Below are 25269 nucleotides of genomic sequence, written 5' to 3' on the forward strand. Positions count from 1 at the left end.
TGTGCCGACGACGGATCCCATCCGACTCGACGACAGCATCGGCGATGCACCACATCGACGTTCGTCGGACCACTCTTCGCCCGGAGGACACCGATGGCCGATCTCGATCAGCGAACACACCCCACAACGACTACCGGCCCCGATCACAGCTCCGGATGCGTGACCGTCCACGAAACCCACTCCGCCTACGTGATGCTGCTCGGGTCCGTCGCGTACAAGATGAAGAAGGCAGTGCAGAACGACTTCCTGGACTTCTCCACTGTCGACTCACGTTGGCGCGCACTCGATCGCGAATACACGCTCAATGCCCGGTTCGCGCCGGATGTGTATCTGGGTATCGCCGAACTGACCGACCCCGAGGGCGCGCCGCCGGAGCCGTTGTTGAAGATGCGCAGGCTCCCCGAGTCACGAAAGCTGTCCGCGCTGGCACGAAGTGGGGCCGATGTCACCGAGGAACTGGTCGCGATCGCGCGGATCGTGGCCCGAGTGCACAAATTCAGCGCACACGAAAACAGGATCGATCGTGCAGGAACCCGTGAGGCTCTCCGTGGGCGATGGGCCGCGAACATCCGCGAACTGCGTGCGCTCCCGCGCCCCATAATCGACCCCGCGGTGATCGACGAGATCGACGAGCGATCGGCCCGCTACCTTGCAGGCAGAGGCTCCCTGTTCGACCTCCGAGTGGCGCAGGAACGCACGGTCGACGGCCACGGCGATCTGCTCGCCGACGACATCTTCTGTATGCCCGACGGACCGCGCATCCTGGATTGCCTCGATTTCGCCGACGACCTTCGATACCTGGACGGTCTCGACGACATATGTTGCTTGGCAATGGATCTCGAGTTTCTCGGCAGACTCGACGCAGCGCGGTTCGTCGTCGACACCTACCTCGAGGCTGCCTGCGACGCACCACCCAGGTCGCTGGTGGACCACTACATCGCCTACCGAGCCACGGTTCGCGCCAAGGTCGCATGCATTCGCGCTCTCCAGGGCTGCGCGACGTCGACTGCAGATGCCGTCGCGCATGCCCGACTGGCACTGATGCACCTCGAAGCGGCGACGGTGACGACGACTCTTGTCGGAGGGCTTCCCGGAACCGGAAAGTCCACGGTGGCAGCCGAGTACGCTGCTCGAACAGGGGCCGTGGTTCTGTCCAGCGATGTGGTGCGCAAGGAGCTGGCCGGTCTCGATCCGTCCGAGCCACGGCATTCGAAGGTGGGCGAAGGGCTGTACAGCGCGAGCGTCACCGACCATACCTACGCGGAATTGCTCCGTCGCGCACGGGGACTCGTGGCAGCGGGCCGTTCGGTCGTCATCGACGCGACGTGGACCGACCCCAGTATGCGAGAGCGCGCACGCTTGCTGTCCACCCTCGCGCATTCGATCTCGATCGAGATCGAATGCGTCGTGCCGGCCTCGACGTCGTTGCAGCGCATCGCCACTCGCCGATCGTCGGCGTCCGACGCCACCAGGCAGGTCTACGAGGCGATGACGCGCAGCCGGGCCCCGTGGCCGACGGCACAGAAGGTGTCGTGCGCGGGGACCGTGTCGGAATCGGTGGAGGCTGCACTGGCCGTTCGCTCCGCGGCAGTGCGGCGTTCGGGTGACAGTCGCCGGTGACGAGGCCGGGAGCGGTCAGCGGAACAGGGCAGACACCGCTTCGAGATCGGCGTCGGATCGGTGACCGCTCGAGTCCAGTTCGACGTAGAAGCTCTCGTAGCCACGCGGGTCGGCACCGCGGTCACCGGTACTGCGACGCTCGAACACTCGTGCATTCGGCCACAGGTCCGACACGGCCGTTGCGAGAACATGCCCGTCCGGAGAGACTCCACCGATCGGTCCGTACTCCGCGATCATCACCGCATGGACCACGCCCCCGATCGCGGCTGTGGTCACCGGGAAGACTCTCGGTCCCGTGGCCGTCGGGATGTCGACAGTGATGGACTCGGACCCCAGCACCACAGCCCCCGGCGCCTCTGCTGTGTCGTCGTCGGTCATCGTCGTGGTCCTCCGCGGTACGTCGTTCGATTTCGGATGGCTACTGCGGTCGGGGCATGTCAGTTCGACGCCCGAGACCGACGTCGGAGCCACTTCGACCAGCCGGTGCATCGGCGGTTCCTCCGAATGCGGCCGCGGCAGAGCCTGTTCGAGGACATCTCGTCGCACGTCCAGGACGGGACGCGCGATACCGTGGACGACAACGGTGGACACTGTTGCGCGAGAGGGATTCTCGTCGTCGAATTCCAGCACGACCGACGAGTCGAGGATGCTACGCCCCAACTGCGACCGCCCCTCGGCGTAGAAGTACACCCGACTCCCGATCCAGATGCAGGGCACGACGTCGACGGTGGGGCCGAAGTGATCGTGGCCGATCAACCGAGCCCGTGTCGCGCTGTGTGCGAGCCGGTTCGCGGTGCTCGCGTCGAGTATGCGACGGCGTTCCTCGTGGTGGCGGGAACGATTCGGCACCGTCCGGTTGGTCATCGGTCCCTGCAGATCATCACCGGGCAGTGCGCATGCCGGGTGAGGTTGTTGCTGGTCGATCCGAACAGGGCACTGGCGACGATTCCTCGCCCGTGACTGCCGACCACCACGATGCCTGCCCGTTTGGACTGCTCTATCAGCAGGTGAGCCGGGTTGCCCTGCTGTACGACATGTTCCACGGTGACGTCCGGATATTTCTCGCTCCACCCGGCAAGGCACTCGGACAGCAACAGCTGCTGTTCACGCTCGATCTCGCTGCCGTCGGGTGATCCGGGGAGGGACAGAGCAGCACCCTGGGACAACGAGCTCCAGGCATGTGCGGCGATCATCGGCACGTCGAACCTCGAGGCCAGATCGAAGGCCTGCTCGACCGCCGCTTCACTCGTCGCGCTGCCGTCGATACCGACGAGGATCGGCGCGTCGGCGGCGTCGATTCCCTCGCGCCACACGATCACCGGGCACCACGCCGTCGTCGATGTCCTCTGTGCTGTGCTCCCGAACAACGCCGACACGATCGGCCCCGAACCGGGGTTGCCGACGACGAGCATGCGCGCGGTGCGCGAGAGTTCGACCATCATGGAGCACGCAGGCATCTCCTCCACGGACGTGGTCACGGCGCTGTGCGGATGCCGGGCCAGCACAGAGGTGGCAACGTCGGAGACGATGCGTTCTGCGGCGCGGCGCTGCTCGTCCCAGATGTCGAGGGGAACGACCGATGCGGACTCGCCGAGGTAGAACGCGGGATGCTGCACCGCCCCGGCGATGTGCAGCGGGGCCTTCAGTCGCTCGGCCAGGGTTGCCGCCCAGAGTGCAGCGGAGATGCTGGTCGGCGAACCATCGACGCCCACAACGATTTTCTGATGATGTGCCAGAACCATGGCCATCTCCTGTCCTCGGTCTGGGCGGACCACACGGCCGGGCCCGTCGACGGTCATCCGTTCTCGGATACTCGGGTCCCATTGGACAGCTCGAGAGCGAGCGCACCACAGAGCATTTGGTCCCCAGTTTCCGGTCCGTGATACCCGGTCACAGCGGCGTGGTTCTGCGCGAACCCCGTGCCGCACTGCGGGCGGCCACCGACAGCACCGACGACACCGTTCGCCGCGGGGTCGGAGCAAGAGGCGAGCCGATCATGGGCGCACCGATCCGAACGAGCACCTGCGGCACACCCCGGCCGGGGGCCAAGGACTCGACCAGGCGGCGACTGCCCGACTGCTCGGTCATATGTGTGAGAGGGCAGGTAGCGAGCCCATCGGCGGTTGCGGCCAGCAGGAAGGCGGACATGGCCCGCCCGCACTGCAACCAGTCCAGGCGTTCATCGGACGCGGTACCGAGAAGCACCACGGTGGACTCGTCGGTCACCGGCTCTCGTGTTTCCGTTCCACCGACTCGGTGCGGCTCGGGAAAGTCACGGCCCACCTGCACCCTCGATGCCTCTGCGCGATCGGTGAGGGCCTCGGGCGGAATTCCTCCCGATCGGAACGAGTGTCCGGCCCACCACCTGATCTCGGCCTGATACGACGCGTCGTACTTTCGAATGCTTGCGCTCAGCCGCGATGCCGTGGCCAGCGTTTCCTTGGATTCGGCCGACAGGAACGTCGTCCGGATGTCGTCGGCTCCGTCGACCCGCCCGAAGTAGCGTGTCGGAATGCGGTTGTCCGGCACCGGACCGAACGCCCGACGATCCGAATGGCGTCGATTGATGGCCGCCAACAGGTCGAACTCGTGCGATCGAGGGTGCGCGTCGTGGGTCAATCGAATACGTGCGAGATGGTCCGGCGCATCGGCCGTCGGCATCGTCTCGACGTCGGCCGTCCACCGAAAAGCCGCGGCTGCGGTACACAGATGGTCCAGCGCTGCCCCACAGCTGAGCACCATCTGCCGCTCGGTCGGGTCAATCGCCCCGAGCAGTCGCGTCCGATCGGTGAACAGATCGAGTCCGTGTTCGGAGAGGACCCACCTCCACGGCTGACTGTTGTGCACCGACGGAGCGCGACACGCGAGCTCCACCAACATCTCCACCACGGCAGAATCCGGCTGATCGTTCATCGTCTCTCCTCGACCTTCCACCGCGAGGCGATGGCTGCCCACCACTGTCGACCCACGCGGGCAGTGCACGACAGGGCCATTGGTCACTGCGGGAGGGGAACTTGCGGTGAAGAAATCCGACCGAGGACTCACCTCGACCACCACTCCTCGTGATGCGCCGAACCCACGGGTTTAGGGTTGACAGTGAATGCGACCTCAGGAGCGGAACCTCCAGGACGCGACCGAGGATCCATATTCGCCGACCGCTCAGGAGTGTCATGACGACCCCGCAGAATCCCCAAGAAGGCATCGACGTCAAGCCGCGCAGTCGCGACGTCACCGACGGACTGGAGAAGACCGCTGCCCGCGGCATGCTCCGCGCCGTCGGAATGGGCGACGAAGACTGGGGCAAATCCCAGATCGGTGTCGCGTCCTCGTGGAACGAGATCACCCCGTGCAACCTCTCGCTCGAACGTCTGGCGAAGGCCGTCAAGAAGGGCGTCCACGCCGCCGGCGGCTACCCGCTGGAATTCGGCACCATTTCGGTATCCGACGGTATCTCGATGGGTCACGAGGGCATGCACTTCTCGTTGGTCTCACGTGAGGTGATCGCGGACAGCGTCGAAACCGTCATCAGCGCGGAACGCCTCGACGGTTCCGTCCTGCTCGCCGGTTGCGACAAGTCGCTGCCCGGAATGCTCATGGCCGCAGCACGTCTGGACCTGGCGAGCGTCTTCCTCTACGCCGGCTCCACCTTGCCCGGGTTCGCGACCCTGTCCGACGGCAGCGAGCACCAGGTGACGATCATCGACGCCTTCGAGGCCGTCGGTGCCTGTTCGCGCGGATTGATGTCACGCGCCGACGTCGACACCATCGAACGCGCCATCTGCCCCGGCGAAGGTGCCTGCGGCGGAATGTACACCGCGAACACGATGGCCAGCGCAGCCGAGGCGATGGGAATGTCGCTGCCCGGCAGCGCATCTCCCCCCGCTCCCGATCGCCGACGCGACGGATTCGCACATGCCAGCGGCGAGGCCGTCGTCGACCTCTTGCGACGCGGCATCCGCACCAGCGACATCCTCACCAAGGAAGCATTCGAGAACGCCATCGCCGTCGTCATGGCCTTCGGCGGCTCGACCAACGCGGTGCTGCACCTGCTCGCCATCGCACACGAGGCGCAGGTGGATCTGACCCTCGCCGACTTCACCCGCGTCGGCGCGAAGGTTCCGCACCTGGCCGATGTCAAGCCCTTCGGCAAGCACGTCATGACCGACGTCGACGCGATCGGCGGAGTTCCGGTGGTCATGAAGGCTCTGCTCGACGCCGGCCTGATGCACGGCGACTGCATGACGGTCACCGGAAAGACCGTGGCGGAGAACCTCGCTCACATCGCACCCCCGGACCCCGACGGCAAGGTGCTGCGCGCACTCGACAAGCCCATTCACCCGACGGGCGGCATCACCATCCTCGAAGGCTCACTCGCCCCCGGCGGGGCCGTGGTCAAGTCCGCGGGCTTCGACTCCGACGTCTTCGTCGGCACCGCACGCGTTTTCGAGCGTGAACGCGCGGCCATGGACGCCCTCGAAGACGGCACCATCGCAGCGGGCGACGTCGTTGTCATCCGCTACGAGGGACCCAAGGGCGGACCGGGAATGCGCGAGATGCTCGCGATCACCGGAGCCATCAAGGGTGCGGGACTCGGCAAGGACGTCCTGCTGCTCACCGACGGCCGATTCTCCGGCGGCACCACCGGCCTCTGCGTCGGACACGTGGCACCAGAGGCAGTCGACGGCGGCCCCATCGCCTTCGTCCGCGACGGTGACCAGATCCGACTCGACGTCGGCAAGGGCACCCTCGACCTACTCGTCGACGCAGCCGAACTGGACTCCCGGGCACAGGGCTGGGCACCACTGCCGCCGCGCTACACCCGAGGAGTGCTGGCCAAATACTCCAAGCTGGTCGGATCGGCGTCGAACGGTGCGGTACTGATCTAGCCGACCCCTCCCCGCCCGCCCCCCTGCCGCGTCAATGGACCACTGCATACGTCTCGGCGCTGCAATGGTCCATTCACGCAAGGACACCGTGCGCGTCGATGGCACTTTGCATACGTCTCGGCGGTGCAATGGTCCATTGACGCGGGCGGGCGGGGCAGGGCCGAACTACAGCGGCATTGCCCACATGGAACTCGAGCGCTCCTTGAATGCCGTGCAGTTCGCGTGTTGCTTGCTGGCCCGCTGGTAGAAGGTCTGCAACGGCGCAGTGGGTTCGGCAGGCTCCGGTGCGGGCGCAACCGGAAGATCGCTCAGTTCGAGCGCAGCGTCGAGAGCTTCCTCGGCCTCGATGCGTCGGGTGCGCGCCAGGTTGGACAGGGCGAGCTGGTGGATCGTCACGCGGTCGCCGGACTTGCTGTCCACCGTGGCCTGTCGGGCGACGGAGGCGTCGAGCTCGTACACCTTCGAGGCGAGTTGATAGATGCTGGGACGCTCGAGCTCGGCGTCCACCAGAGCAGGCTCGGCCAAGTGCGTAGATGCCTGTACGGTTCGCAATGCGTGCCGTGAGCCGGATTCCTGGGGCTTCGCCGACGGCCGCTCCAGTAGTTGCTCGAGCTCGGCGACCTCCCGATCTGCTGCCGCGTCCTTGGCTGGCGGTGCGACGAAGGGCACGATCGGCTCGAACGCGATCTTCTCCGACGTTGTCACCAGCGCCGCGTTCTTCGACGGTATGAGCAGCGCGACGATCACGGTGCCGACGCCGAACACCACGGCGGCAACAACACTCGTGTGCACCACGGCGTCACCGAACGCCGCGACGGCATTGGCTTCGAGATTGTCGGCGAACCCACTGAGGAATGCGTTCTGGTCGCGGATGACGTCGGAGACGATCACCGCACCTGCCAGCGAATCCTGTGATGCAGCAAGCCCTTCCGCAGCCTGACCGGTGTACTGGCCGTTCGGTTGCTTTCCGGGGAACGTCTGCAGAAATCCTTCGATTCCCTGACGGTAGGACGCGGCGAGCACCGATCCGAGCACCGCGATGCCGAGCGATCCGCCGAGTTCGAGGGCGGTGTCGTTGAGGCCGCCGCCCACCCCGAGCTTGCTGTCGGGGAACTCACCCATGATGGAGTCGGTGCAGGGCGAGACGGACAGGCCGATTGCCAGACCCAGCAGCGTCAGCACGGGAAGAAAGTCGGAGTACGTTGCCGTCGAATCGATTCCGATGAGCGAGACCACCGACAGCGTTCCGACGATCATGCCTGCGGTGACGGTGATGCGCGGTCCCAGTTTCGGCGTGAGCCACATCGTGATTCCGGATCCGACGAAGACTGCACCGGCCAACGGCAGGAGGTGAACGCCGGTGGACACCGGGCCGTAGCCGAGAGCGAACTGGAGGTATTGGGCAACGAAGTAGATCGCACCGAAGGTGACGAGGAAAAAGATCAGCACCGCGAGGGTGGCACCGCTGAGGATGCGGGAAGAGAACATCCGGACGTCGAGCAGCGGATTGGGATGGCGCAGTTCCCATCCCACGAAGCCGAGGACGGACAGCAGTCCGACGAGCGCGAAGTACAACGGCCCGACCGTCCAGCCGAAGTGCATCCCCTCGATGATGGCGTAGACGATGGTCGACACGGCCAGCACCGACAGCAGTCCACCGATCCAGTCGATCGCACCCGGGTCGACGGCCCGTGACGGCGGGACCAGCACGACGGCTCCGACGATGGCGGCCAACGCAATCGGAACATTGATCAGGAACGTCGAGTGCCAGGTGAAGCTCTCGAGGAGCCAGCCCGCCAACAGCGGCCCGGCCGCGATCGCCAGTCCCGAGGTGGCCGCCCATACGGTCACAGCGGTGGCGCGCTCCCGTTTGGGGAAGGTTGCCACCAACAGCGACAGTGTGGCGGGCATGACGATGGCAGCGGCAACACCCATGACGATGCGGGCCAGGATCACCCCGAGGGTGGCGTCGGTGAGTGCCCCGGCCACAGAACCGGCGACGAAGATGATCAGGCCGAGAATCAGTGCGCCGCGGCGGCTGTAGCGATCTCCGATCACACCGCACAGCAACATCAACGACGCGTAGGGGACGGTGTAGCCGTCGATCACCCACTGCAGGTCGCTGCTCGTCAGGCTCAGGTCGAGTGTCATCGACGGTGCGGCGACCAACAGGGACGTGTTGGCCATGACCACGATCAGCAGGCTCAGGCACAACACCACCAGCGCCGACCAGCGTCGTGGGTACGGTTTGTGCATATCTTGGACAGGCGTCATCGCAAGCAGTGTCATCGTGTGTTCCCCCCCGTTGGCAAGGTGCGAGACACACCTTGCACAGTGCTGTGCAGCTTACGAAGCGTCGGCTAGGATCGGCAATCTTTTGTGGCGGCAACCACACTCCCCGCCCGAGATCGTGCTAGATGTTGTCCTGTGCGTAAGACGACGGAGTCGAGTTCGAATGCACGGGACGCAGCAGCGCCGCCCGTGCAACGACGTGACGCCCGGTCCAACCGAGCGCGAATTCTGCATGTCGCACAAGGGGTCCTGGCGGACAATCCTGATGCAACCATCAACGACGTCGCAGCCGCTGCGGGAGTTGTCCGGCGAACCGTTTACGCCCACTTCGCCTCTCGCGAAGCCCTGATCGACGGTATCGCCCTCGAAGCAGCGGAACGAATATCGGCTGCACTCACCCGAGTTCCAGCCGCGGACGAATCGGCGGTGACGGTGTTCGTTCGGCAGACGCTGGCCCTGGCGCGCGTCGGAGATCAGTACCGGCTACTGCTCGCGGTCGCACGATCCGATCTGGGACACAACAGCATTCACGATCTACTGACTCCGATGCGCGAGTCGGCCGCCGCAGTCATCCGGCGAGGACAGCGCGAGGGCATGTTCTCCTCGTACCTCGCGGCAGAAGTACTGATCCTCAACATCGAGGCCATTGCGCTGTCGATTCTCGACGCCACCAACGCCGGACTGATCGGCGACCCGGCGGGAGCGGCGACGACGTCGAGCCTGGTGCTGCTGGGAATCGCGCCGGAAGACGCGGAACGCATCGTCGCCGACGTTCGGTCGTCCGACTCGTCCGCTCGCGCTCGCTGAGAGCAGCGCGGACCGCGCAAACGACGAAGGCCCCGTTCGCGCGGTGTGGTGCGCGAGCGGGGCCTTCGGCCGAAGCGGGGTGGATCTAGGGAGCCGGGACGAATCCGGCGCCGAGTCCGTTGCCCTGATCGACGTTGCGAAGGATCGCGTCGAAGTTGGTGCCGACCTCGGGTCCGAAGCACGCCACGCCGAGGTAGGCGTTGACCATGCCGACGAGGGTGTTGCCGACGACGACCGGGCTGCCCGAGTCACCTTCGACGACACACAGCTGCGCCCAGGTCTCCTGCGACTGCAGGACGTCGCCGTACGCGAGTCCGCAGGTGTTGCCGGTGGTACGGCCTTCCTTGCAGACGATGTTCGGGAACGCCGTCGGCGGACCGACCTGCGAGATGGTCACGTTGCCGACGCGGTTGATCGGTGCGACCTTGTCACGCTGGAATTCGATGAGGGCGTAGTCGTATTCCGGGTTGGAGAACGCGATACGGCCGACCTCACCGAGGGAGGTGTCGTACTCGGGGACGATGGATGCGCCCGCTTGGCCACAGTGACCGGCGGTGAAGCCGACCAGGTTTCCGTTGCGGTCGTTACCGATCGTCGTCAGCGTGCACTCGGCCGCGCCTCCAACGATGATTCCCGAGCCGCCGCCGAGAGCAGCTGGAGTGGCCGCGGATGCGGACCCCACGCCGACGCTGGCTACGATTGCAGCCGCCCCCACGACGACGAGCATGAATTTCTTGAACATGTACTCCCTCTCAGCGGTGTCGGCAGAACCCTAGCAACAACAGGTGTATGAACACGAGCGAGTCGTTCATACGTCCTGCTCGAGGGCGGCAAGCGTCGTGCGCGCCTCCTCGAGTTGACGGCTCAGTTCTGCAACGCGTCGGGCGGCTTCCTCGCGCGCGTGGGAGATGACTGCCTCGACTGCGTCGCGTGCAGTGGGGTCGCCCAACTCTCGAACAGCGCGGCTCACCGACTCGGGGCTCACCGGTTGCGCTTTGGTGGGCCGCTTCGCGCCCTGGGTGACCGTGACCGACCAATCGTTGTCGGCCCCAGCATGGATGGTGACACTGATTCCCCCTGGAGCCTTCTTCGGTCGACGCGACGCCTGGCTCGGCGCGGGCACCGTCGAAGCAGCAGGAGTGGAAGGAGTGGACGCAGTCGGCGTTGCGGGCGCCTTCGGTGCAACGGCTGCGGCCGGTCGCTTCGGGGTCGGGGTCGGGGTCGGGGTCGGGGCGGACGCCTGCGGCTGTGCCGGCGCGGACGGCGGGATTCGCTTGGCCGCCACTCGTTTCGCCGGCGCGGGCGGTGTGGCGGTATTGCGGGTGATGCGCAGTTCCTCGGCCTCGTAGGGCAATTCGTCGTTGACGCCCTTCGGGCTGATCGTGACCGTGTTGCCGTCGATCGACACGACCTTCGCCGAGGTGCCGTCGGGCAGGCCGAGGCTCGGGTTCGGTTCGCGGAGATAGACGGTGGCCCGACGTCCCTCGGCGAGCGCCGCGGCCAGTGTCGCCAGATTCTCGGGAGTCAACGAATCGTTCACAGCGCGCCCACGGGGTGGCATCGACTACCGGCCTTTCTCGAAAGTGTTTGCGAATACTGTCGCACAGATGCTGGTGAGATGTGGCCGGGGCAGCGCAGGGCGCGTCGGATCGCCGCATCGAGAGGAGGTTATCTGTTAATCCAAGTAACTGTAACCGCAAGTAACTGTTACTTGGATTAACACTTAGATTCGGTTGGCCGAGAAGGCCGATGTCTCCGACTCTATACGACAGCCCTCCCGCGCGCCGCTCGAGTCCACCCGAACTGCCGTCGACCCGTGCCGAGTACCGGTCGGTAGCTGCGCGCCTCTCGGTGAGATCGACGTCCGGGAACCGCCCTCGCCGAACCGCCCTCGCGCGCGGTTTCTGCCGCGTAGCCTGGCGGCGTGCCTTCTTGCGACGGTACGGAACAGGAGTCTCGATGTACCACCTCGACGCGGACGAGCAGTCGCTCAGCGACGGTCCGCACGTGTATTTGCTCGATGCCAAATCCACCCTCGAGGTTCAGGCTCTGAATCAGTGGATCGACGCCACCACGCCGGACGGGGAACCCCGACCGCCCTCGGTTGTGCTCTCCGGTGAGGCGAAAACGTCACTGTCGGACAGTGTTCGCGGATACGCCGACGATCCGCTGCTGATCCCACTGCGGGTGACGCTCTCCGATCGCAAGAACGGAATTCTGCACCGAATCTTCGCGCCCCGTGGTCGGTCCAAGCCCACGCAGGTGTGGCAGCGATGGGTGGCAGGCGACGACCCCGACCACTCCGCAGTTCTCGTCGGCGAGCCCGCGACGCTCAGTGATCTGCAGGACCGGTTCGAGCGCGGCGGCGGCACGTCCCTGTCGTCGTTCATTCTTCGTCAGGCCAGTCTGGCTCTGGACAAGGCCGAGCGCGGCGTCATCGGCTCCGAGTACAAGATCCCGCGCTTCGTCGTCGAGGACATGACGGAGCAGAAGAAGTTCCGGGACGGAATCACCGAACTCGCGGAGGAGGTCGGCCAGGATCGCGAGGCCGTCGACAAGCGCGTCCAGGACATCCTCGGCGAGATGGTCGCCACCGAGACCCGCCGCGCAGTCGAGATGTGGGGAACCCTCGGGGCCTACTTCTCGCGGGCGTACAAGGTGGACGTGGACCGCGATCAGCTGCAGAAGGTGCGCGAACTCAACAAGAACTATCCGTTGGTGTTCCTACCCAATCACCGTTCCTATCTCGACCCGCTCGTGCTGCGTCCGGCACTGTTGGCCGAAGGTCTGCCGCTCAACCACGTCATGGGCGGCATCAACGTCGGCTTCTGGCCGCTGGGCCCGATCGCCAAACGCAGTGGCGTCGTACTCATCCAGCGCAAGTTCTCCGACGCGATCTACAAGTGGACGCTGCGTCAGTACATGAGCTTCCTGCTGAGCAAGCGGTTCAACCTCGAGTGGTACATCGAGGGCGGCCGAAGCCGAACCGGAAAGCTTCGCCCACCGCGGTTCGGTTTGTTGACCTATCTGGTCGACGCACTCGAGACCAGCGATGCAGAGGACGTCTATCTGGTTCCGACGTCCATCACCTACGACCGTCTGCACGAGGTCGGCGCGATGGCCGAGGAATCGCACGGCGCGAAGAAGCAGGCCGAGGGCATTCGGATGGCCATCGGCTACATCCGCGCGCAGGGCACGTTGCGCGGCAACGTGTATCTCAACTTCGGAGAGCCGATGTCGGTGGCGTCGATCGTCGCCGAGAACACCGACAAGCGAGTGGCGGTGCAGAAGATCGCGCTCGGTGTCTCCCACGCGATCAACGACGCGACTCCGGTGACGCCGGCGGCGCTGGTGACCATGGCCCTGCTCGGCATCGAGGATCGCGCCCTCAACGTCAACGAGATGTGGGCCATCATCGCCCCGCTCGCGCGGTACATCAAACGCCGCAACCTGCCCACCGCGGGAGGCGTGGACATCGCCGACGTCGACGTCGTGCGCTCGGCCGTCATCGCACAGGTCAACGCCAACGTCGTCAAGCGTTTCGACGACGGCCCCGAGCCCCTGTTCTATCTGGCTCAGGACAAGCATCTGGTGGCTGCGTTCTTCCGCAACAACGCAATCCACTTCTTCGTCATGCGCGCCATCGGCGAGTTGGTCGTTCTACCGACCAGCGGCGATTCGGCACCACTGACTCAGGAATCGCTGTGGCAGTCGGCACTGCAGTTGCGCGATCTGCTCAAGTTCGAGTTCTTCTTCGGCGACAAGAAGGACTTCGGCGAACGGCTCGAATCCGAGGTCGATCTCATCGATCCGGACTGGCGCACCCACATCAGCGACCCCGATTACGCTGCGCGACAACTTCAGTCACAGGATCTGCATCTGGCCCACCGCGTTCTGCAGCCGATCTTCGAGGCGTATCAGGTGGTTGCCGATCAGCTGATGTTGCTGCCCCAGAGCGGTGAGTTCGACAAGGCGAAGTTCATCTCGGAGTGCCTCGGTGCTGCTCAGGCCAGACGGCTTCGTCAGCAGCTCGATCACAGCGAGTCGATCTCCGGCGAATTGTTCGATACTGCACTGCAATTGGCGGAGAATCGCGATCTCGTCGATTCAAGTTCCGACGGTGTCGCACGCCGACGTCGAGACTTTGCACTCGAGATCGACGAGTGGGCACGCAAGGTGCGTACGATCCGCGACATGGCCCACCGCATGCTGCGCGAGGTGGAACCGATCTCGGCCCCCGAGGAGAACAATTCATGACCGAGTTCGACGATCGACTGATCGCGATCGCCGCCGCTCCACCCGGCCGAGACACCGTTGCGTTCTTCGATCTCGACGGCACCCTGATCAACGGATTCTCGGCCCGTGCAGTGTTTCTCGAACGGCTCAAGACCCTCGACGTGACGGTCAAGGAACTGTGGGAGATATCGAGCGCCGTCGTCGAGATGCGGATGCGCAACTCCCCGGTCGACAACCTGATGGGCAAGGCCGTCCGCGGTCTGGAGGGCCGTCGGGAAGAGGATCTGATGGAACAGGCAGACACGCTGTTCCGCAACGAGATCGCGCCGATGATCTACCCGCAGGCCCGCATCCTCGTCGAGGCCCACCGCCACGCCGGGCATCGACTGGTGATGGCCACCTCGGCCACGCCGTACCAGGCGCTGCCGGTCCAGCAGGACATGATGTTCGAGACACTGTTGTGCACCACCCCCGTGGTCACCGACGGAATACTGACCGGCGAGCTGGTCGGCGATTCGCTGTGGGGACCACGCAAGGCACAGGCCGCGATCGACTACGCCGAACGTGAGGGAATCGCTCTCGCCGGCTGCTTCGCATACTCCAACGGCGGAGAAGATGTGCCGCTGCTCGAGGCCGTCGGCCGCCCCGTCGCCCTGAACCCAGATCCCGAACTGCAGCGGTACGCAGCGAAGAAGCAGTGGCCGTCGCTGACGTTGGACAGTCCCAAGCGCGGCACCGATCTGACCTCCGCCGTGCGCAGCACCGCCGCACTGGGGTCGGTGCTGGCCAGTGCATCGATCGGACTGGGGCTGGGACTGCTCACGCGCAGCCGCCGCAACGGAGCGAACATCACGAGCACCATTGCGCCGGACATCGCGCTGACCATCGCCGGCGTCAAGCTCGACGTGACCGGGACCGAGAACGCGTGGTCGGCTCGGCCTGCTGTATTCATGTTCAACCATCAGAGCACCGCCGACTCGATCATCGTCACCTCCATTCTCCGACGGGACATCACCGCGGTCGCCAAGCGAGAACTCGAACGCGACCCACGATTCGCACTGCTGGGGAGGATCTTCGACGTCGCCTACGTCGACCGTGGCGATCCCGCTCAGGCGCGGGAGGCGATGCGTCCGGCCATCGAGAAGTTGCACAGTGGCATTTCGGTCGCCATCGCGCCCGAAGGCACGCGGATGCCGACGTCGCGTCTCGGACGGTTCAAGAAAGGCGGCTTCCACCTGGCGATGCAGGCCGGAGTGCCCATCGTTCCGATCGTCATCCACAATGCAGGCGACGTGATGTGGAAAAAGGATTTCACCGTCCATTCCGGTACCGTCAAGGTCACCATCGGCGAGCCCATTCCCACCACGGACTGGGAGCCCGACAAGATCGACGCCTACGTGGACGATGTCCGTTCCTATTTCGACAGAACGTTGGGATATGCCTGAGAACCAGATCAACTCGGTGGTGCAAGCGGAGATCGAACGCAATCTCCTGGGGGGCACCCCCAAGTACACCCGGTCCGACATCGTCGCCAAGTCGGGGCTGCCGCTCGAACGGGTCATCGCGCTGTGGATCGGCATGGGCTTTCCCATTCACACCGACACCGAGGCGGTCGTCTACACCGATGCGGACCTCGAGGCACTGAAGCTGATCACCGGACTCACCGAGCAGAAGGTCATCAAGCCCGAGATGGAGGTCGCCATCGCGCGCACCCTGGGTCAGTCGATGTCGAGGCTCGCGGAATGGCAAGTGGGCGTTGTGAACTCTCACATCCTCGAGCGCATCACCAACAGCGACGAGGACAAGAACGACATCGTCGCCATCCGGCGCAACGCCAGGGATATCGCAGCCGAGACGGTCCCCACCCTCGAGGCGCTCCAGGCGTACACCTGGCGACGACACTTGGCCGCGGCGGCAGGACGGTCCATCGCCGCTCCCGACGACGTCACCGACAGCCCCGTCATGGCCGTCGGCTTCGCCGACATGGTGGGCTACACCAGCCTGACGCGTCGACTCGATATCGGCGAACTCACGACTCTCCTCGAGGAGTTCGAGTCTCTGGCCACCAATATCATTGCCCGCGGCCGCGGTTCGGTGATCAAGAACGTCGGCGACGAGGTGATGTTCAGCGCGCAGACCCCCGAGGACGCTGCTCACATCGCGCTCGATCTGCAGGACGCCTTCGCCGAGCAGGAAGACATGCCGGACCTGCGGGTCGGGCTGGCCTGGGGCCCGGTTCTCGCCCGTTACGGCGACCTGTACGGGTCGGTGGTCAACATCGCTGCGCGACTTACCAGTTCGGCCAATCCCGGAACCACTCTCGTTGATACCGTGATGACCGAGGAACTGCGACACGACTCGGAGTTCTACCTCAAATCGATTCGCTCACTACGAGTCAAGGGTTTCCACAAGCTCAAGCCCCATCGACTCAAGCGCAACAAACGAGGCGGTCACCGGAGCGAGGAGTAGAACTCCAGGTGTCGACGGGCGGCCTCGTCCCACGTGAGGCTGTGTGCGAGCGTCAGGCCCGGTTGCGGATTCCGCGGTTCCCGCACGGCACGTTCGAGCTCGGCTGCCATGGTCGCCGCCGTGGACGCGTAGGTGACGCTGTCTCCGAACACTTCCCGCAGTACCGGTAGATCGCGCGCGACGACGGGAGTCGATGCGGCGAGAGCCTCCATGGCGGCCAGTCCGAAGCCCTCCTTGGTGGAGAAGAACGGCAGCACGGCGGCCTGCGCCACGAGGTGCGGCAACTCGTCGTCGTCGACGGTTCCGAGTATCACCGGCTCGATACCGAGTTCGGCTGCGCGGCGGTCGAACTCCGACCGATAGTCTCGATAGTCGAACAGCGTCTCGCCGCCGGCGAAGACCAGTCGTAGATCGTGCGCCCGCAGCCGGGCGAAGGCGTCGAGCAGATCGAGACTGCCTTTGCGTGGTTCGATACCTCCCACTGCGAGCACGTATCGGCCGAGCTTCTCGCGCCAGTGCGAACGGCCCGATTGCTCGGCTGCGGTGAATCTCTCGGCGTCGACGCCGTTGGGGATGACCGTGGGCTCGAATCCCCACCCACGGTGAACGTCGCTCGCCACCGCTGCCGACACACAGATGCGCGCATACGGGGCCGTGATCGCACGCTCGTGGCACGCGGCCAGCTCGGGCGTGGTGAACTCGTCCAGGTGATGGATGGTCCTGATGCAGCGGCCGACGGCATTGGCCGAGATGCAGTCCTGCGCATGGACGATGTCGTACTCGTCCGGCGTGAAGGCCTGCCGCAGAACATCGATGGACCGCAGTATCCGTTCTCCGACGCTCTCGTTCTCGCGCTGCTCGAACGGCACCATTCGCACGGTCACCGCTGGGTCGACGTCACGAAAGAATGCGCTGTCGCCACCGCGGCCGAGAGACCACACCGACACGTCCTGTCCAGCGCGCGCGAGCGCCTCGGCCAGCGCCAGCGTGTGCACCACTCCACCGCGCGGCTTGGACGAGTAGGTCGACAGACTGATCTTCACTGACCCGGCTTCTCCTGCAACAGATTCGGATACGCATCCACCCGACGCTCCGCCAGGTGATGCAGCCCCCGGCGGGCTCGGTCGACCTCTGCGTCTACATCGATCTCGTGCACCGCAAGACCACCTTTGGACCAGGTCCGCGCCAGGACGTCGCCACCGGGCCCGACGATCTTCGCCTGCCCGAGGAAGCGCAGGGAACCCATCACTCCGGTTTGATTGGACGAGACCAGTACCACCTGGTTCTCGGCGGCCCGGGCTGCGTCGTACAGATCGAACAGACGGGACTGCCGATCGTTCGGCAACGACGATGCCCGATCTGTCACGCTTGCGGGCCACGCAGACAGCGCCGCAATGATTCTCGCGCCGTCCAGTGCCAACGTCCGCGCCGACTCCGGGAATGTCTTGTCGTAGTCGATCAGCATCCCCATCCGCCCCACCGGGGTATCGAACGCCTCGAAGTGGTCACCGGCCGCGTAGGCGAGCGACTCCCCGAGCGGCTGGTGCACCTTGCGGTGACTACCCAGAATGCCGTCTCCCGTCAGACAGGCGGCAGCGTTGTACCGCAACCCTTTCGACAGCTCGGTGTACCCGATGCAGATCGTCATGTTCCCGGCCGCGGCGATGATCGCCGCCAGCTCCGGGCCGTCGGGATCGAGGGTGGGCGGGAGTTCCGCGGGATCCGGATTGCTCAGGCTGTTGATGTAGCCCCCGAGGGACGCGTCGGGCAGCACCAGGAGATCGATGCCTTCTCGCGCCGCACTGGAGATGATCGTGGTGATCTTCAGTACGGCCCGATCGACATCTCTGCCGAAATGCGCTGCCAGCGCGCCGATCTTGATGGGAGCCACGGAACTCTCAGACCATCTGACTCTGCGGCTGCGCCGAGCCCTGAGACTGCTCGGTGTTTTGCGACTGCACGGCACTGATCTCGAGGCCGATCTGATCGGCGAGGAACTGCGCATCCCGGGCCACCGAGGCGAAGCGTCCCGAACCCCAGGTGTGCTGCCACGGCAGGCCCAGGAAGTACAGGCCCGGCACCGAGGTGACGCCGCGGTTGTGCGTCGGGTGACCCTCACCGTCGAAGGCACCGACCTTCAGCCATCGGTAGTCGGTGCGAAAGCCGACCGACCAGACGACGGCCTTGATGTCCGCGGTAGCGAGATCGAGTTCGGTGGTCTCGATCTCAGGACGCCACACCGGCACGTAGCGATCCTCGGTGGGAGCGCTGATTCCCTCGCGCTCGATGTAGGCGTCGATGTTGTCCTTGATGCTTTCGGCCACCCGATCCGCTGCATCGAGAGATGCCCCGAGAGTGGGTGCGAACTGCAGAACGCCGTCCTCGACCCCGAGCAGTCGGCCGTAGAGTTGCATCCCCTCGGTGGCGAATGCGCGCAGGTCGATGTCTCGACCACCGTCACGTCCGGTGACGTAGTGGTTCGTGTTCTCGCGTTTGCCGACGCCGCCGGGTTGATCTTCGATGGAGACATCGTAAACCCCCATGTCGTGCAACCAGGCGACACAGTCGCGCCCACGATAGAAGCGTGCGACGCGCGGAGCGGTGCCGGCCACCAGGTGGACGCGTCGGCCGTCGAGGTGCAGGTCCTCGGCGATCTGGGCTCCGGACTGTCCGGTGCCGACCACAAGCACGTCTCCGTCCGGGAACTGGTGTGACCCGCGGTATTCGGAGGAGTGGATCTGGACGATGTCACGGGGAAGCTTCTCGGCGAACCTCGGGATGGTGGGGATGTGGTACCCACCGACGGCGACGACGATCTGATCGGCATGCATGGGGCCGGCGGAGGTCTGCAGATCGAAGCCACCTGCTGCAGACTGGAGGGCCTGATCCACCGAAACATGCTCTCGTACCGGCGCAGCGAAGCTTTCGGCGTAGCGGCGTACGAAGGCATGGACCTCGTCGCGCTGCATGAACCCGTCGGGAGCGTCACCGTCGTAGGAGTATCCGGGAAGTGCGCACTGCCAGTTGGGCGTGACGAGTGTGAAGTTGTCCCAGCGGGAGTCCTTCCACTCGTGCGCGATCGTGTCGCGCTCCAGCACAACATGTTCGATGCCACGCTGAGTCAGATGCCAGCTGATGGACAGGCCCGCCTGGCCGCCGCCGATGACGATCACGGAGTGGTTCTCTGTCACACTGTTCGGATTCATAGCAATTCAGCTCCCGACATGCTCAGTACGCGAACGGCACCGACCTCGTACGAGGTACTGACACCGTGAATCTCCTCCATCTGCTGCGCGGCAGAGGTGCACCGCATGCCGAACTTGGCGAGCACTCGATCGCTGGCGATCGTCAACGCCTCCGACGTCCGTTGCACGAACTCCGCCACCGGGTACTCCTCGCCGGGCGTCAGGTAGTCGTGCATCACCAGAGACGGTGAATAGCAGGACTGTTCGCGTCCGTCGGGCCATCGAACGAGGAACGACATCTCAGGCATGGATCGGCTCCTTGGTGATGGTCCGGTATACGGACGGACGACGATCGCGAAGGTTGTACATGCCACCGCCACGTGCTGCGCCGATGAGGGCAGCGACGTCGACGGTGGCCGTCGCCAGACCCGGTTCGACGCCCGTACCTGCGAGGATCTCGCCTCCCGGCCCGACGATCTTTGCGCTGCAGACGAATCGAAGAGATCCGAAGGTTCCGGCCTGATTGGCTGCTACCCAGATGATCTGGTTCTCGAGAGCGCGGGCTCGGTCGTAGATGTCGAACCGCTGCTTCCACCGGTCCTCTTCCATGTTCTCGACAGTCGCGGTGCGTGCCGTCGGCCAAGCGGAGATGGACGCGACGATCTCGGCACCGTCGAGCGCCAGTTCCCGTGCTGCCTCGGGGAATCCCTTGTCGTAACAGATCTGCATGCCCATGCGGCCGATCGGAGTGTCGAAGGCGGAGTAGCTGTCTCCCGCGTCGTAGCAGAGATTTTCACCCAGCGGCTGGTGCACCTTGCGATACGAGCCGAGGATGCCGCTGCCGTCGACCGTCACAGCGGCGTTGTAGCGGGTGTCGCCGTCCTTCTCGCAGAAGCCGAAGGTGATGACGGTGTCGCCCGCCATGTCGATGACGCGCCTGATCTCCGGCCCGTCGAGTTCGAGAGCGGGAGGCAGTGCCTTCAGCCGCCGCTGTCGCGATTCCTCGGTCTCGTCGCCGCCGCCGAGGCTCGGCAGGTAGCCGCCGAGGCAGGCCTCGGGCAGGACGAGCAGTTGGCTGCCGCGATTGCGTGATTCCTCGAGCAACGCGGCGATGGTGGCGTAACCCTGTTCCATGTCGCGACCGAATTCGGCTGCGGCGACAGAAATGGTCACGGGCTTCGGGTGGGTGGTCATGCTTCTCCCAATCCGGTCACGATGGACGTGACCGCGCGAGTGGTGATTCCATCGGGCCATCGCAGCGCGACGCCCGGAATGTCGGTGAGCTCTCCGCAGACTGCGGACAGTGCAGGTCCGGACGGCGCAGTGGGTGCACCGGGACGGTCCGCGGTGATCATCGCGAACCCTGGAAAACACGTGATCCATTCACCCATCGACGCTGCGTCGGGCTTCGGTATCGAGGCGATGTCGAGTACGGCACCCGTTCCGCTCGCCTCGGCGAGCATTCCGGTGGTGCCGGCCAAGCCTGCCATCGAGACGTCCTTGGCGGCCTTGGGTGCGGTGCGGGCGACGAACGACGCCATTGCCGTCAGTTCGTCGGAGTTCCGGCGGGAGGACGAATCCCATTGCTGGCCATGGTATCCGCGTCGCCACTCCCCTTCGATGTCTGCAGTCAGCCTCAACCGATCGCCGACGCTTCCGCCGCCCGCCCGTACCGGTTGCGAGGTCCGGCCGAGCGCGGTGACCGACAACGACGACGGCACCCCGGCCTGGGTGTGGCCACCGAGCACCGGAACCTGCCACGCTGCAGAGGCATTGGCGAGACCGCGAATGATGCGAGTCAGTCGGGACTGTGTGGGCGCTCCGACGGAATCGAGCATGCCGACGGCTCCTGCCCCCATCGCCGAGAGGTCGTTCAGATTGACCAGCGCGGCACACCAGCCTGCCCACTCCGGGTCGCGATCGACCATGGACGGGATGATGGCATCGCACGCTGCGATCATGTCGCTGCCCGGTACCGGAACGCCGTCGTCGCCGCGAAAGCCTTTGGCACCGAGGCCGAGCGGCTGTGCACGAAGGGGTGCGAGTACCCCGGCGAGCATCGCCTTGGTCGAGGAGACGAGCCGTTCGATGCGGTCGATCGGCCAATACATCGCCACGTGCGGCGTGTTGGCCACCACGACGTCGCCGCGGCGAATCCACCCGAGGCGGGTGAACAAGTGCTCGTTGCTCTTCTGCACCGTCGCGTCGAAGCGAAGCACGCCTCGACTCTCGGCATGGGCGCAGGCTGCCCGAACAAGGGCAGGCCCGACACCGGCAGTGCGCGCCGCGGCAGAGACCACGAGACGGCTTCCGGCCCACCACCCCAGATCCGTTGCCGTGCAGGGTGCCAGCCGCACTCCGCCGAGCACAGTGCCGTCCCGGTCGGTGGCGACCAGAACGACTGCTCGCGGATCGTCGTCCACGTCGTCGTGATCGGTGCCGGCGAACAAGCCCTGTTCGGCAACGAAGGTCGCTCTCCGGAGCGCACGATAGGCGTCCAGCTGCGCTGCGCTTCCGCACGGTTGGACGATGAAACCGGGCTCGACGACAGTGGTTGCGATACCCGACAATCCGGCAAGGTCGCCCGGTTCTACGACACCGAACATGTCAGCCTCCCGCGTTCTGCAGAACGCTGCACGCACCGCACGCCGCGCAGCCTGCCTTCTGTTCGGATCCGAGCATCGCCGCGGCCTGAAGCTCCTTGGCGACGCGTCGGGTGACGTTTTCGAGAACGTCCCGGCCGGGGGCCGTCGCGCGGTCGACGTCCACCGCCAACGTTCCAGCGAGCGGACGGAACGGAACGACGAAGGGGTAGACACCCATCTCGATGAGTTCCGCTGCCCCGGCTACCAATTCGTCCGGATCCTCGCCGAGGCCGACCAGAATGTAGGTCGAGACCTGGTTGCGCCCGAATATCCGGACTGCCTCTGTCCAGGCCGCACGGTACTCGTCCATCGAGACCGAGGCCTTGCCCGGCATCCACCGGCGTCGAACGTCGTCGTCGAGAGATTCGACGTGGATACCGATGGATTCGGCTCCGGCGTCGTACAGATCCTGAATGGTCTGCAGGTCGCCGGGAGGTTCGCACTGCACCTGAATCGGCAACTGCGGAACCACCGCCTTGATGGCGCGCACACAACGGGCCAGATGACGGGCACCGCGATCCTTCGCGGCCGAAGTGCCTGTCGTCATGACCATTTGGGTGACGCCGTCGAGCCGCACCGCAGCCTCGGCTACCTCGGCGAGTTGCGCCGGGGTCTTGACGGCGATGGTGTCGCCGGCGTCGAGCGAGGCCTCGATGGAGCAGAAGCGGCAGCGTTGATCGGCGTCGTAACGGATGCACGTCTGCACCACGGTCGTAGCGAGAACACTGGACCCGTGGAGCTTGGCGATCTTCTCGTAGGCGATCCCGTCAGCGGTGGTGAGGTCGTAGAACTTCGGCCGGTCGACGGCCTCGACATCGAGACCGATGTCGTTGCCGTCGAACAACACTCGACCCTCTTCGAGTACGTACGGGCTGAGCGGATTGCGCGGGATGGCTGCGCCGAGGCCATCGATGCGGACATGTCCATCGTCACTCGGGCCGGCACCGGCAGTTCTGGACACCGGCGTTGCTCCTCGAATTCCGAGCAACGCCAGATCCACACGCGTAGAGATGGACATCGGGATCCCCTAGACCATGTAGGTCGAATTGATGATGGCACCCTTGCGCGCGTAATGGATCAGCGCGTCCTGCACGTCGAGGGGGTGGGCCGGGATGACACCCTCGATGAGGTCCTCTTCGCGGCCACCGTGCAGCGCGAGCCCGAAGCGGCAGCAGAACACGGTGCCACCTTCGGCGATGAACGTCGCGAGCGAATCGTTGATGTTCTGCTCGCCCGGGAAGCCGGAGTCACCGGTCGTCGGAAAGCCGCGAGTGGCAAGGCAATTGATAGCGCCCGGGCCGTAGAAGTACATGGCCGACTCGAAGCCCTTACGCAGGGCGCGCGTTGCCTGGAGCACAGCGACGAAGGAGACAGACGACTCGTGCGCGATGCCGTGCACCAGCGTGAAGTAGCTCTCGCCGTTCTCGGCCTTGTAGTCGGGGAAGATCTTGGTGGAACCGTAGATGTTGCTGCCCTTGGGGAGTGAAGGGTGCGGGATCTCTTCGAGGGACTTCTTGATGTTCTCGGCGATGGACTGGTCGAGGTCTGACACGGGTGTCTCCTGAGGTTCGCAGAACTGGCTGAATGCAGTGGGCAACTACTCGAGATGCGGTGGACACCGATGGCCACCTGAGGAAGAGAGGTCATGTCCGGCGAAAGAGCAGATCCTCTTCGGCCATGGAACAAGTACAAGCCCCATCCATTTCCGATTGGTCACGCTCGGAACAACTCCGTGTTGCCAGGGCCTCACAGTGTTGACGTGGTGTTACGCGACTACTGTGAAGGCTGGTCCACCTATCCACTGCGAGCAGGACGAGGAACTCGATGATCGGCGCCGTCACCGGCTTGTTGTATGCGTTGTCGCTGGTAGTGGGCATCTGGGTGCTCGCGAAGCTCGCCATGAACCGACCGGTCCTGTTGAAGAACAAGTCCGATCGAGCGTTGTTCTGGACCATCGCCGCCACCGAGGCCGTCGTCGCGCTGCAGGCCGTCATCGGGTTCGTCATGATGTTCACCTCGGACCGCGAGATACACCGGCTGACGTTCGGGTCCTACCTCGTCGGGCTGCTGTTCCTGCTCCCCCTGGGCACGTGGTGGTCCCTGGGCGACCGCTCCCGCGGCGGCACAGCGGTTCTCCTCGTTGCCGTCCTCACCCTCGCGGCCATGGTGCTGCGCCTGAGCCAGATTTGGGCCGGATATGCCTGACAACCTCCAGCAAGCCACGCGCACCGGATTCGGGCGCTTCCTCATCGCCGTCTACGCCGTGTTCGCCGTCGCCGCGACAGCGCGCTCGATCGTGCAGCTCACCACACGATTCGACGACGCACCGGTGGCGTATCTGCTGTCGGCTTTCGCGGCAGTCGTCTACATCGTCGCCACGGTAGGACTGGCCCGAGCAACAGAAGCATCCCGACGCGTGGTGACGGTCTCCTGCATCATCGAACTCGTCGGAGTCATCGGCATCGGCACCCTCAGCTACATCCAGCCCCAGGACTTCCCGGAGCCGACGGTGTGGTCGCACTTCGGATCCGGATACGTCTTCATCCCGGTCATCCTCCCCATCGCGGGACTGTGGTGGTTGCGAAAGACTCGACAGCAGTAGGGGTCCGACTGCGTCGGAAAAGGGTGGGCGGACCGACACGCATCCGTCCTTCATATCCGTTCTGGGAGATGGGACCGACGCGACCGAGGACTACCTGTTCCAAATCCGGCCGGAGAGGGAGCGAAGCAACCTCAGTTCACCGAAGTCGTCCGACCGCGCGTGGATCATCCAGCTGCGTCCCTACCACGGGGTACCGACAGACTTTGAGTTCCCAATAGTTCTGCAGGGCAATAGTTTTCGATTGCACTATGGTTGTCAGCCGAATGTTTGTTCGATACACCTGCTCGCATGACCCCGGAGATCTGGCAACTGAGCGAGAGCGAACTCCTCGCCGACGCCGCTGCGGTCTCCCACCAAATTCAGCTGCTCGAAGCCCGACGGATCGCTCTCGTCGCCGAGATCGACACCCGCGTCTCGCGGGAGAAGCTCGGCTTCCCAGGGCCCGCCGGCTGGCTGACCTCCACAACCCTGCTCTCACCGTCCAAGGCCACCAAGATCGTCGCCCTCGCCCGCGGCATGGCTGCGTT

Annotated in this window: 22 protein-coding genes and 1 pseudogene; 9 read left to right on the top strand and 14 right to left on the bottom strand. The window is 65.0% G+C overall.

Going from position 1 to position 25269, the window contains the following annotated elements; genetic code table 11:
* Positions 1–93: 93 nt before the first annotated feature.
* A complete protein-coding gene (locus ABZ677_RS24950) occupies positions 94–1620 on the top strand; it encodes an AAA family ATPase (protein WP_358374321.1) in 1527 nt (508 codons plus the stop codon).
* Positions 1621–1635: 15 nt separating this feature from the next.
* Here ABZ677_RS24950 and ABZ677_RS24955 read toward each other — a convergent pair whose 3' ends face one another.
* The 3 genes from ABZ677_RS24955 to ABZ677_RS24965 form a co-directional block, all read right to left on the bottom strand.
* Complete coding sequence (locus ABZ677_RS24955; protein WP_358374324.1) at positions 1636–2469, bottom strand: hypothetical protein; 834 nt, start codon at positions 2467–2469, stop codon at positions 1636–1638.
* 11 nt (positions 2470–2480) lie between these two features.
* Positions 2481–3368 carry a universal stress protein gene (locus ABZ677_RS24960; RefSeq protein ID WP_358374327.1) on the bottom strand — a complete coding sequence of 296 codons (888 nt, stop codon included), beginning with the start codon at positions 3366–3368 and terminating at the stop codon, positions 2481–2483.
* A 142-nt stretch (positions 3369–3510) separates the two neighbouring features.
* Entirely contained in the window at positions 3511–4533 is a 1023-nt protein-coding gene (locus tag ABZ677_RS24965) for a nitroreductase family protein (protein ID WP_353955466.1), read from the bottom strand.
* A gap of 257 nt (positions 4534–4790) precedes the next feature.
* Here ABZ677_RS24965 and ilvD point away from each other — a divergent pair, with 257 nt between their 5' ends.
* On the top strand, positions 4791–6506 hold the full coding sequence (gene ilvD, locus ABZ677_RS24970; protein ID WP_037196185.1) for a dihydroxy-acid dehydratase: 1716 nt from the start codon (positions 4791–4793) through the stop codon (positions 6504–6506).
* Positions 6507–6671: 165 nt separating this feature from the next.
* On the opposite strand, the gene ABZ677_RS24975 is transcribed toward ilvD, so the two are convergent.
* Positions 6672–8780, bottom strand: coding sequence for an MFS transporter (locus ABZ677_RS24975; protein WP_358374331.1), 2109 nt, complete (start codon positions 8778–8780; stop codon positions 6672–6674).
* Between the two features lie 207 nt (positions 8781–8987).
* On the opposite strand from ABZ677_RS24975, the gene ABZ677_RS24980 reads away from it, so the two are divergent.
* Positions 8988–9605 (top strand): TetR/AcrR family transcriptional regulator, encoded by a 618-nt coding sequence (locus tag ABZ677_RS24980; RefSeq protein ID WP_358374334.1) that lies wholly within the window; start codon positions 8988–8990, stop codon positions 9603–9605.
* Positions 9606–9690: 85 nt separating this feature from the next.
* On the opposite strand, the gene ABZ677_RS24985 is transcribed toward ABZ677_RS24980, so the two are convergent.
* Both ABZ677_RS24985 and ABZ677_RS24990 read right to left on the bottom strand, forming a co-directional pair.
* Positions 9691–10347 carry a hypothetical protein gene (locus ABZ677_RS24985; protein WP_037194795.1) on the bottom strand — a complete coding sequence of 219 codons (657 nt, stop codon included), beginning with the start codon at positions 10345–10347 and terminating at the stop codon, positions 9691–9693.
* Between the two features lie 66 nt (positions 10348–10413).
* Positions 10414–11166, bottom strand: a complete 753-nt coding sequence (locus ABZ677_RS24990) for a DUF6319 family protein (protein WP_358374337.1) — start codon at positions 11164–11166, stop codon at positions 10414–10416.
* Positions 11167–11564: 398 nt separating this feature from the next.
* Here ABZ677_RS24990 and ABZ677_RS24995 point away from each other — a divergent pair, with 398 nt between their 5' ends.
* The 3 genes from ABZ677_RS24995 to ABZ677_RS25005 are packed head-to-tail and all read left to right on the top strand — an operon-like array spanning position 11565 to position 16310.
* Positions 11565–13862, top strand: coding sequence for a glycerol-3-phosphate 1-O-acyltransferase (locus ABZ677_RS24995; RefSeq protein WP_094635075.1), 2298 nt, complete (start codon positions 11565–11567; stop codon positions 13860–13862).
* Positions 13859–15286, top strand: a complete 1428-nt coding sequence (locus ABZ677_RS25000) for an HAD-IB family hydrolase (RefSeq protein WP_358374339.1) — start codon at positions 13859–13861, stop codon at positions 15284–15286. The genes ABZ677_RS24995 and ABZ677_RS25000 overlap by 4 nt, the downstream gene beginning before the upstream one ends.
* Positions 15279–16310: an adenylate/guanylate cyclase domain-containing protein gene (locus ABZ677_RS25005; RefSeq protein WP_037194805.1), complete on the top strand. Its 1032-nt coding sequence runs from the start codon at positions 15279–15281 to the stop codon at positions 16308–16310. Before ABZ677_RS25000 ends, ABZ677_RS25005 begins: the two co-directional genes overlap by 8 nt.
* On the opposite strand, the gene ABZ677_RS25010 is transcribed toward ABZ677_RS25005, so the two are convergent.
* Genes ABZ677_RS25010 through ABZ677_RS25045 form a run of 8 tightly spaced genes read right to left on the bottom strand, consistent with a single transcriptional unit; the run spans position 16292 to position 23692 of the window.
* Positions 16292–17353, bottom strand: a complete 1062-nt coding sequence (locus ABZ677_RS25010; protein ID WP_358374342.1) for an MSMEG_0565 family glycosyltransferase — start codon at positions 17351–17353, stop codon at positions 16292–16294. The two genes, ABZ677_RS25005 and ABZ677_RS25010, sit on opposite strands and share 19 nt — an antisense overlap.
* Positions 17350–18201, bottom strand: coding sequence for a carbon-nitrogen hydrolase family protein (locus tag ABZ677_RS25015; RefSeq protein ID WP_037194809.1), 852 nt, complete (start codon positions 18199–18201; stop codon positions 17350–17352). Before ABZ677_RS25015 ends, ABZ677_RS25010 begins: the two co-directional genes overlap by 4 nt.
* Before the next feature lie 7 nt (positions 18202–18208).
* Positions 18209–19501, bottom strand: coding sequence for an MSMEG_0569 family flavin-dependent oxidoreductase (locus tag ABZ677_RS25020; RefSeq protein ID WP_358374359.1), 1293 nt, complete (start codon positions 19499–19501; stop codon positions 18209–18211).
* 11 nt (positions 19502–19512) lie between these two features.
* The gene (locus tag ABZ677_RS25025) at positions 19513–19803 is read right to left on the bottom strand and encodes an MSMEG_0570 family nitrogen starvation response protein (protein ID WP_358374345.1); all 291 of its coding nucleotides are present in this window, start codon (positions 19801–19803) and stop codon (positions 19513–19515) included.
* The gene (locus ABZ677_RS25030; protein ID WP_128645387.1) at positions 19796–20689 is read right to left on the bottom strand and encodes a carbon-nitrogen hydrolase family protein; all 894 of its coding nucleotides are present in this window, start codon (positions 20687–20689) and stop codon (positions 19796–19798) included. Before ABZ677_RS25030 ends, ABZ677_RS25025 begins: the two co-directional genes overlap by 8 nt.
* A complete protein-coding gene (locus ABZ677_RS25035; protein WP_358374348.1) occupies positions 20686–22101 on the bottom strand; it encodes an MSMEG_0567/sll0787 family protein in 1416 nt (471 codons plus the stop codon). The genes ABZ677_RS25030 and ABZ677_RS25035 overlap by 4 nt, the downstream gene beginning before the upstream one ends.
* A 1-nt stretch (position 22102) precedes the next feature.
* Positions 22103–23158 (bottom strand): MSMEG_0568 family radical SAM protein, encoded by a 1056-nt coding sequence (locus ABZ677_RS25040; RefSeq protein WP_358374351.1) that lies wholly within the window; start codon positions 23156–23158, stop codon positions 22103–22105.
* Between the two features lie 9 nt (positions 23159–23167).
* Positions 23168–23692, bottom strand: coding sequence for an MSMEG_0572/Sll0783 family nitrogen starvation response protein (locus ABZ677_RS25045; RefSeq protein WP_027495238.1), 525 nt, complete (start codon positions 23690–23692; stop codon positions 23168–23170).
* Positions 23693–23964: 272 nt separating this feature from the next.
* On the opposite strand from ABZ677_RS25045, the gene ABZ677_RS25050 reads away from it, so the two are divergent.
* From ABZ677_RS25050 to ABZ677_RS25060, 3 genes and pseudogenes are all read left to right on the top strand, one after another.
* The gene (locus ABZ677_RS25050) at positions 23965–24345 is read left to right on the top strand and encodes a hypothetical protein (RefSeq protein ID WP_094635067.1); all 381 of its coding nucleotides are present in this window, start codon (positions 23965–23967) and stop codon (positions 24343–24345) included.
* Positions 24338–24742 (top strand): hypothetical protein, encoded by a 405-nt coding sequence (locus ABZ677_RS25055; protein WP_037194821.1) that lies wholly within the window; start codon positions 24338–24340, stop codon positions 24740–24742. The genes ABZ677_RS25050 and ABZ677_RS25055 overlap by 8 nt, the downstream gene beginning before the upstream one ends.
* 288 nt (positions 24743–25030) lie before the next feature.
* Positions 25031–25269: pseudogene (locus tag ABZ677_RS25060) on the top strand (HNH endonuclease); the annotation flags it as partial.

The organism is Rhodococcus sp. NPDC006774, assembly GCF_040636045.1.
In the GTDB taxonomy this organism is placed as follows: Bacteria; Actinomycetota; Actinomycetes; order Mycobacteriales; family Mycobacteriaceae; genus Rhodococcoides.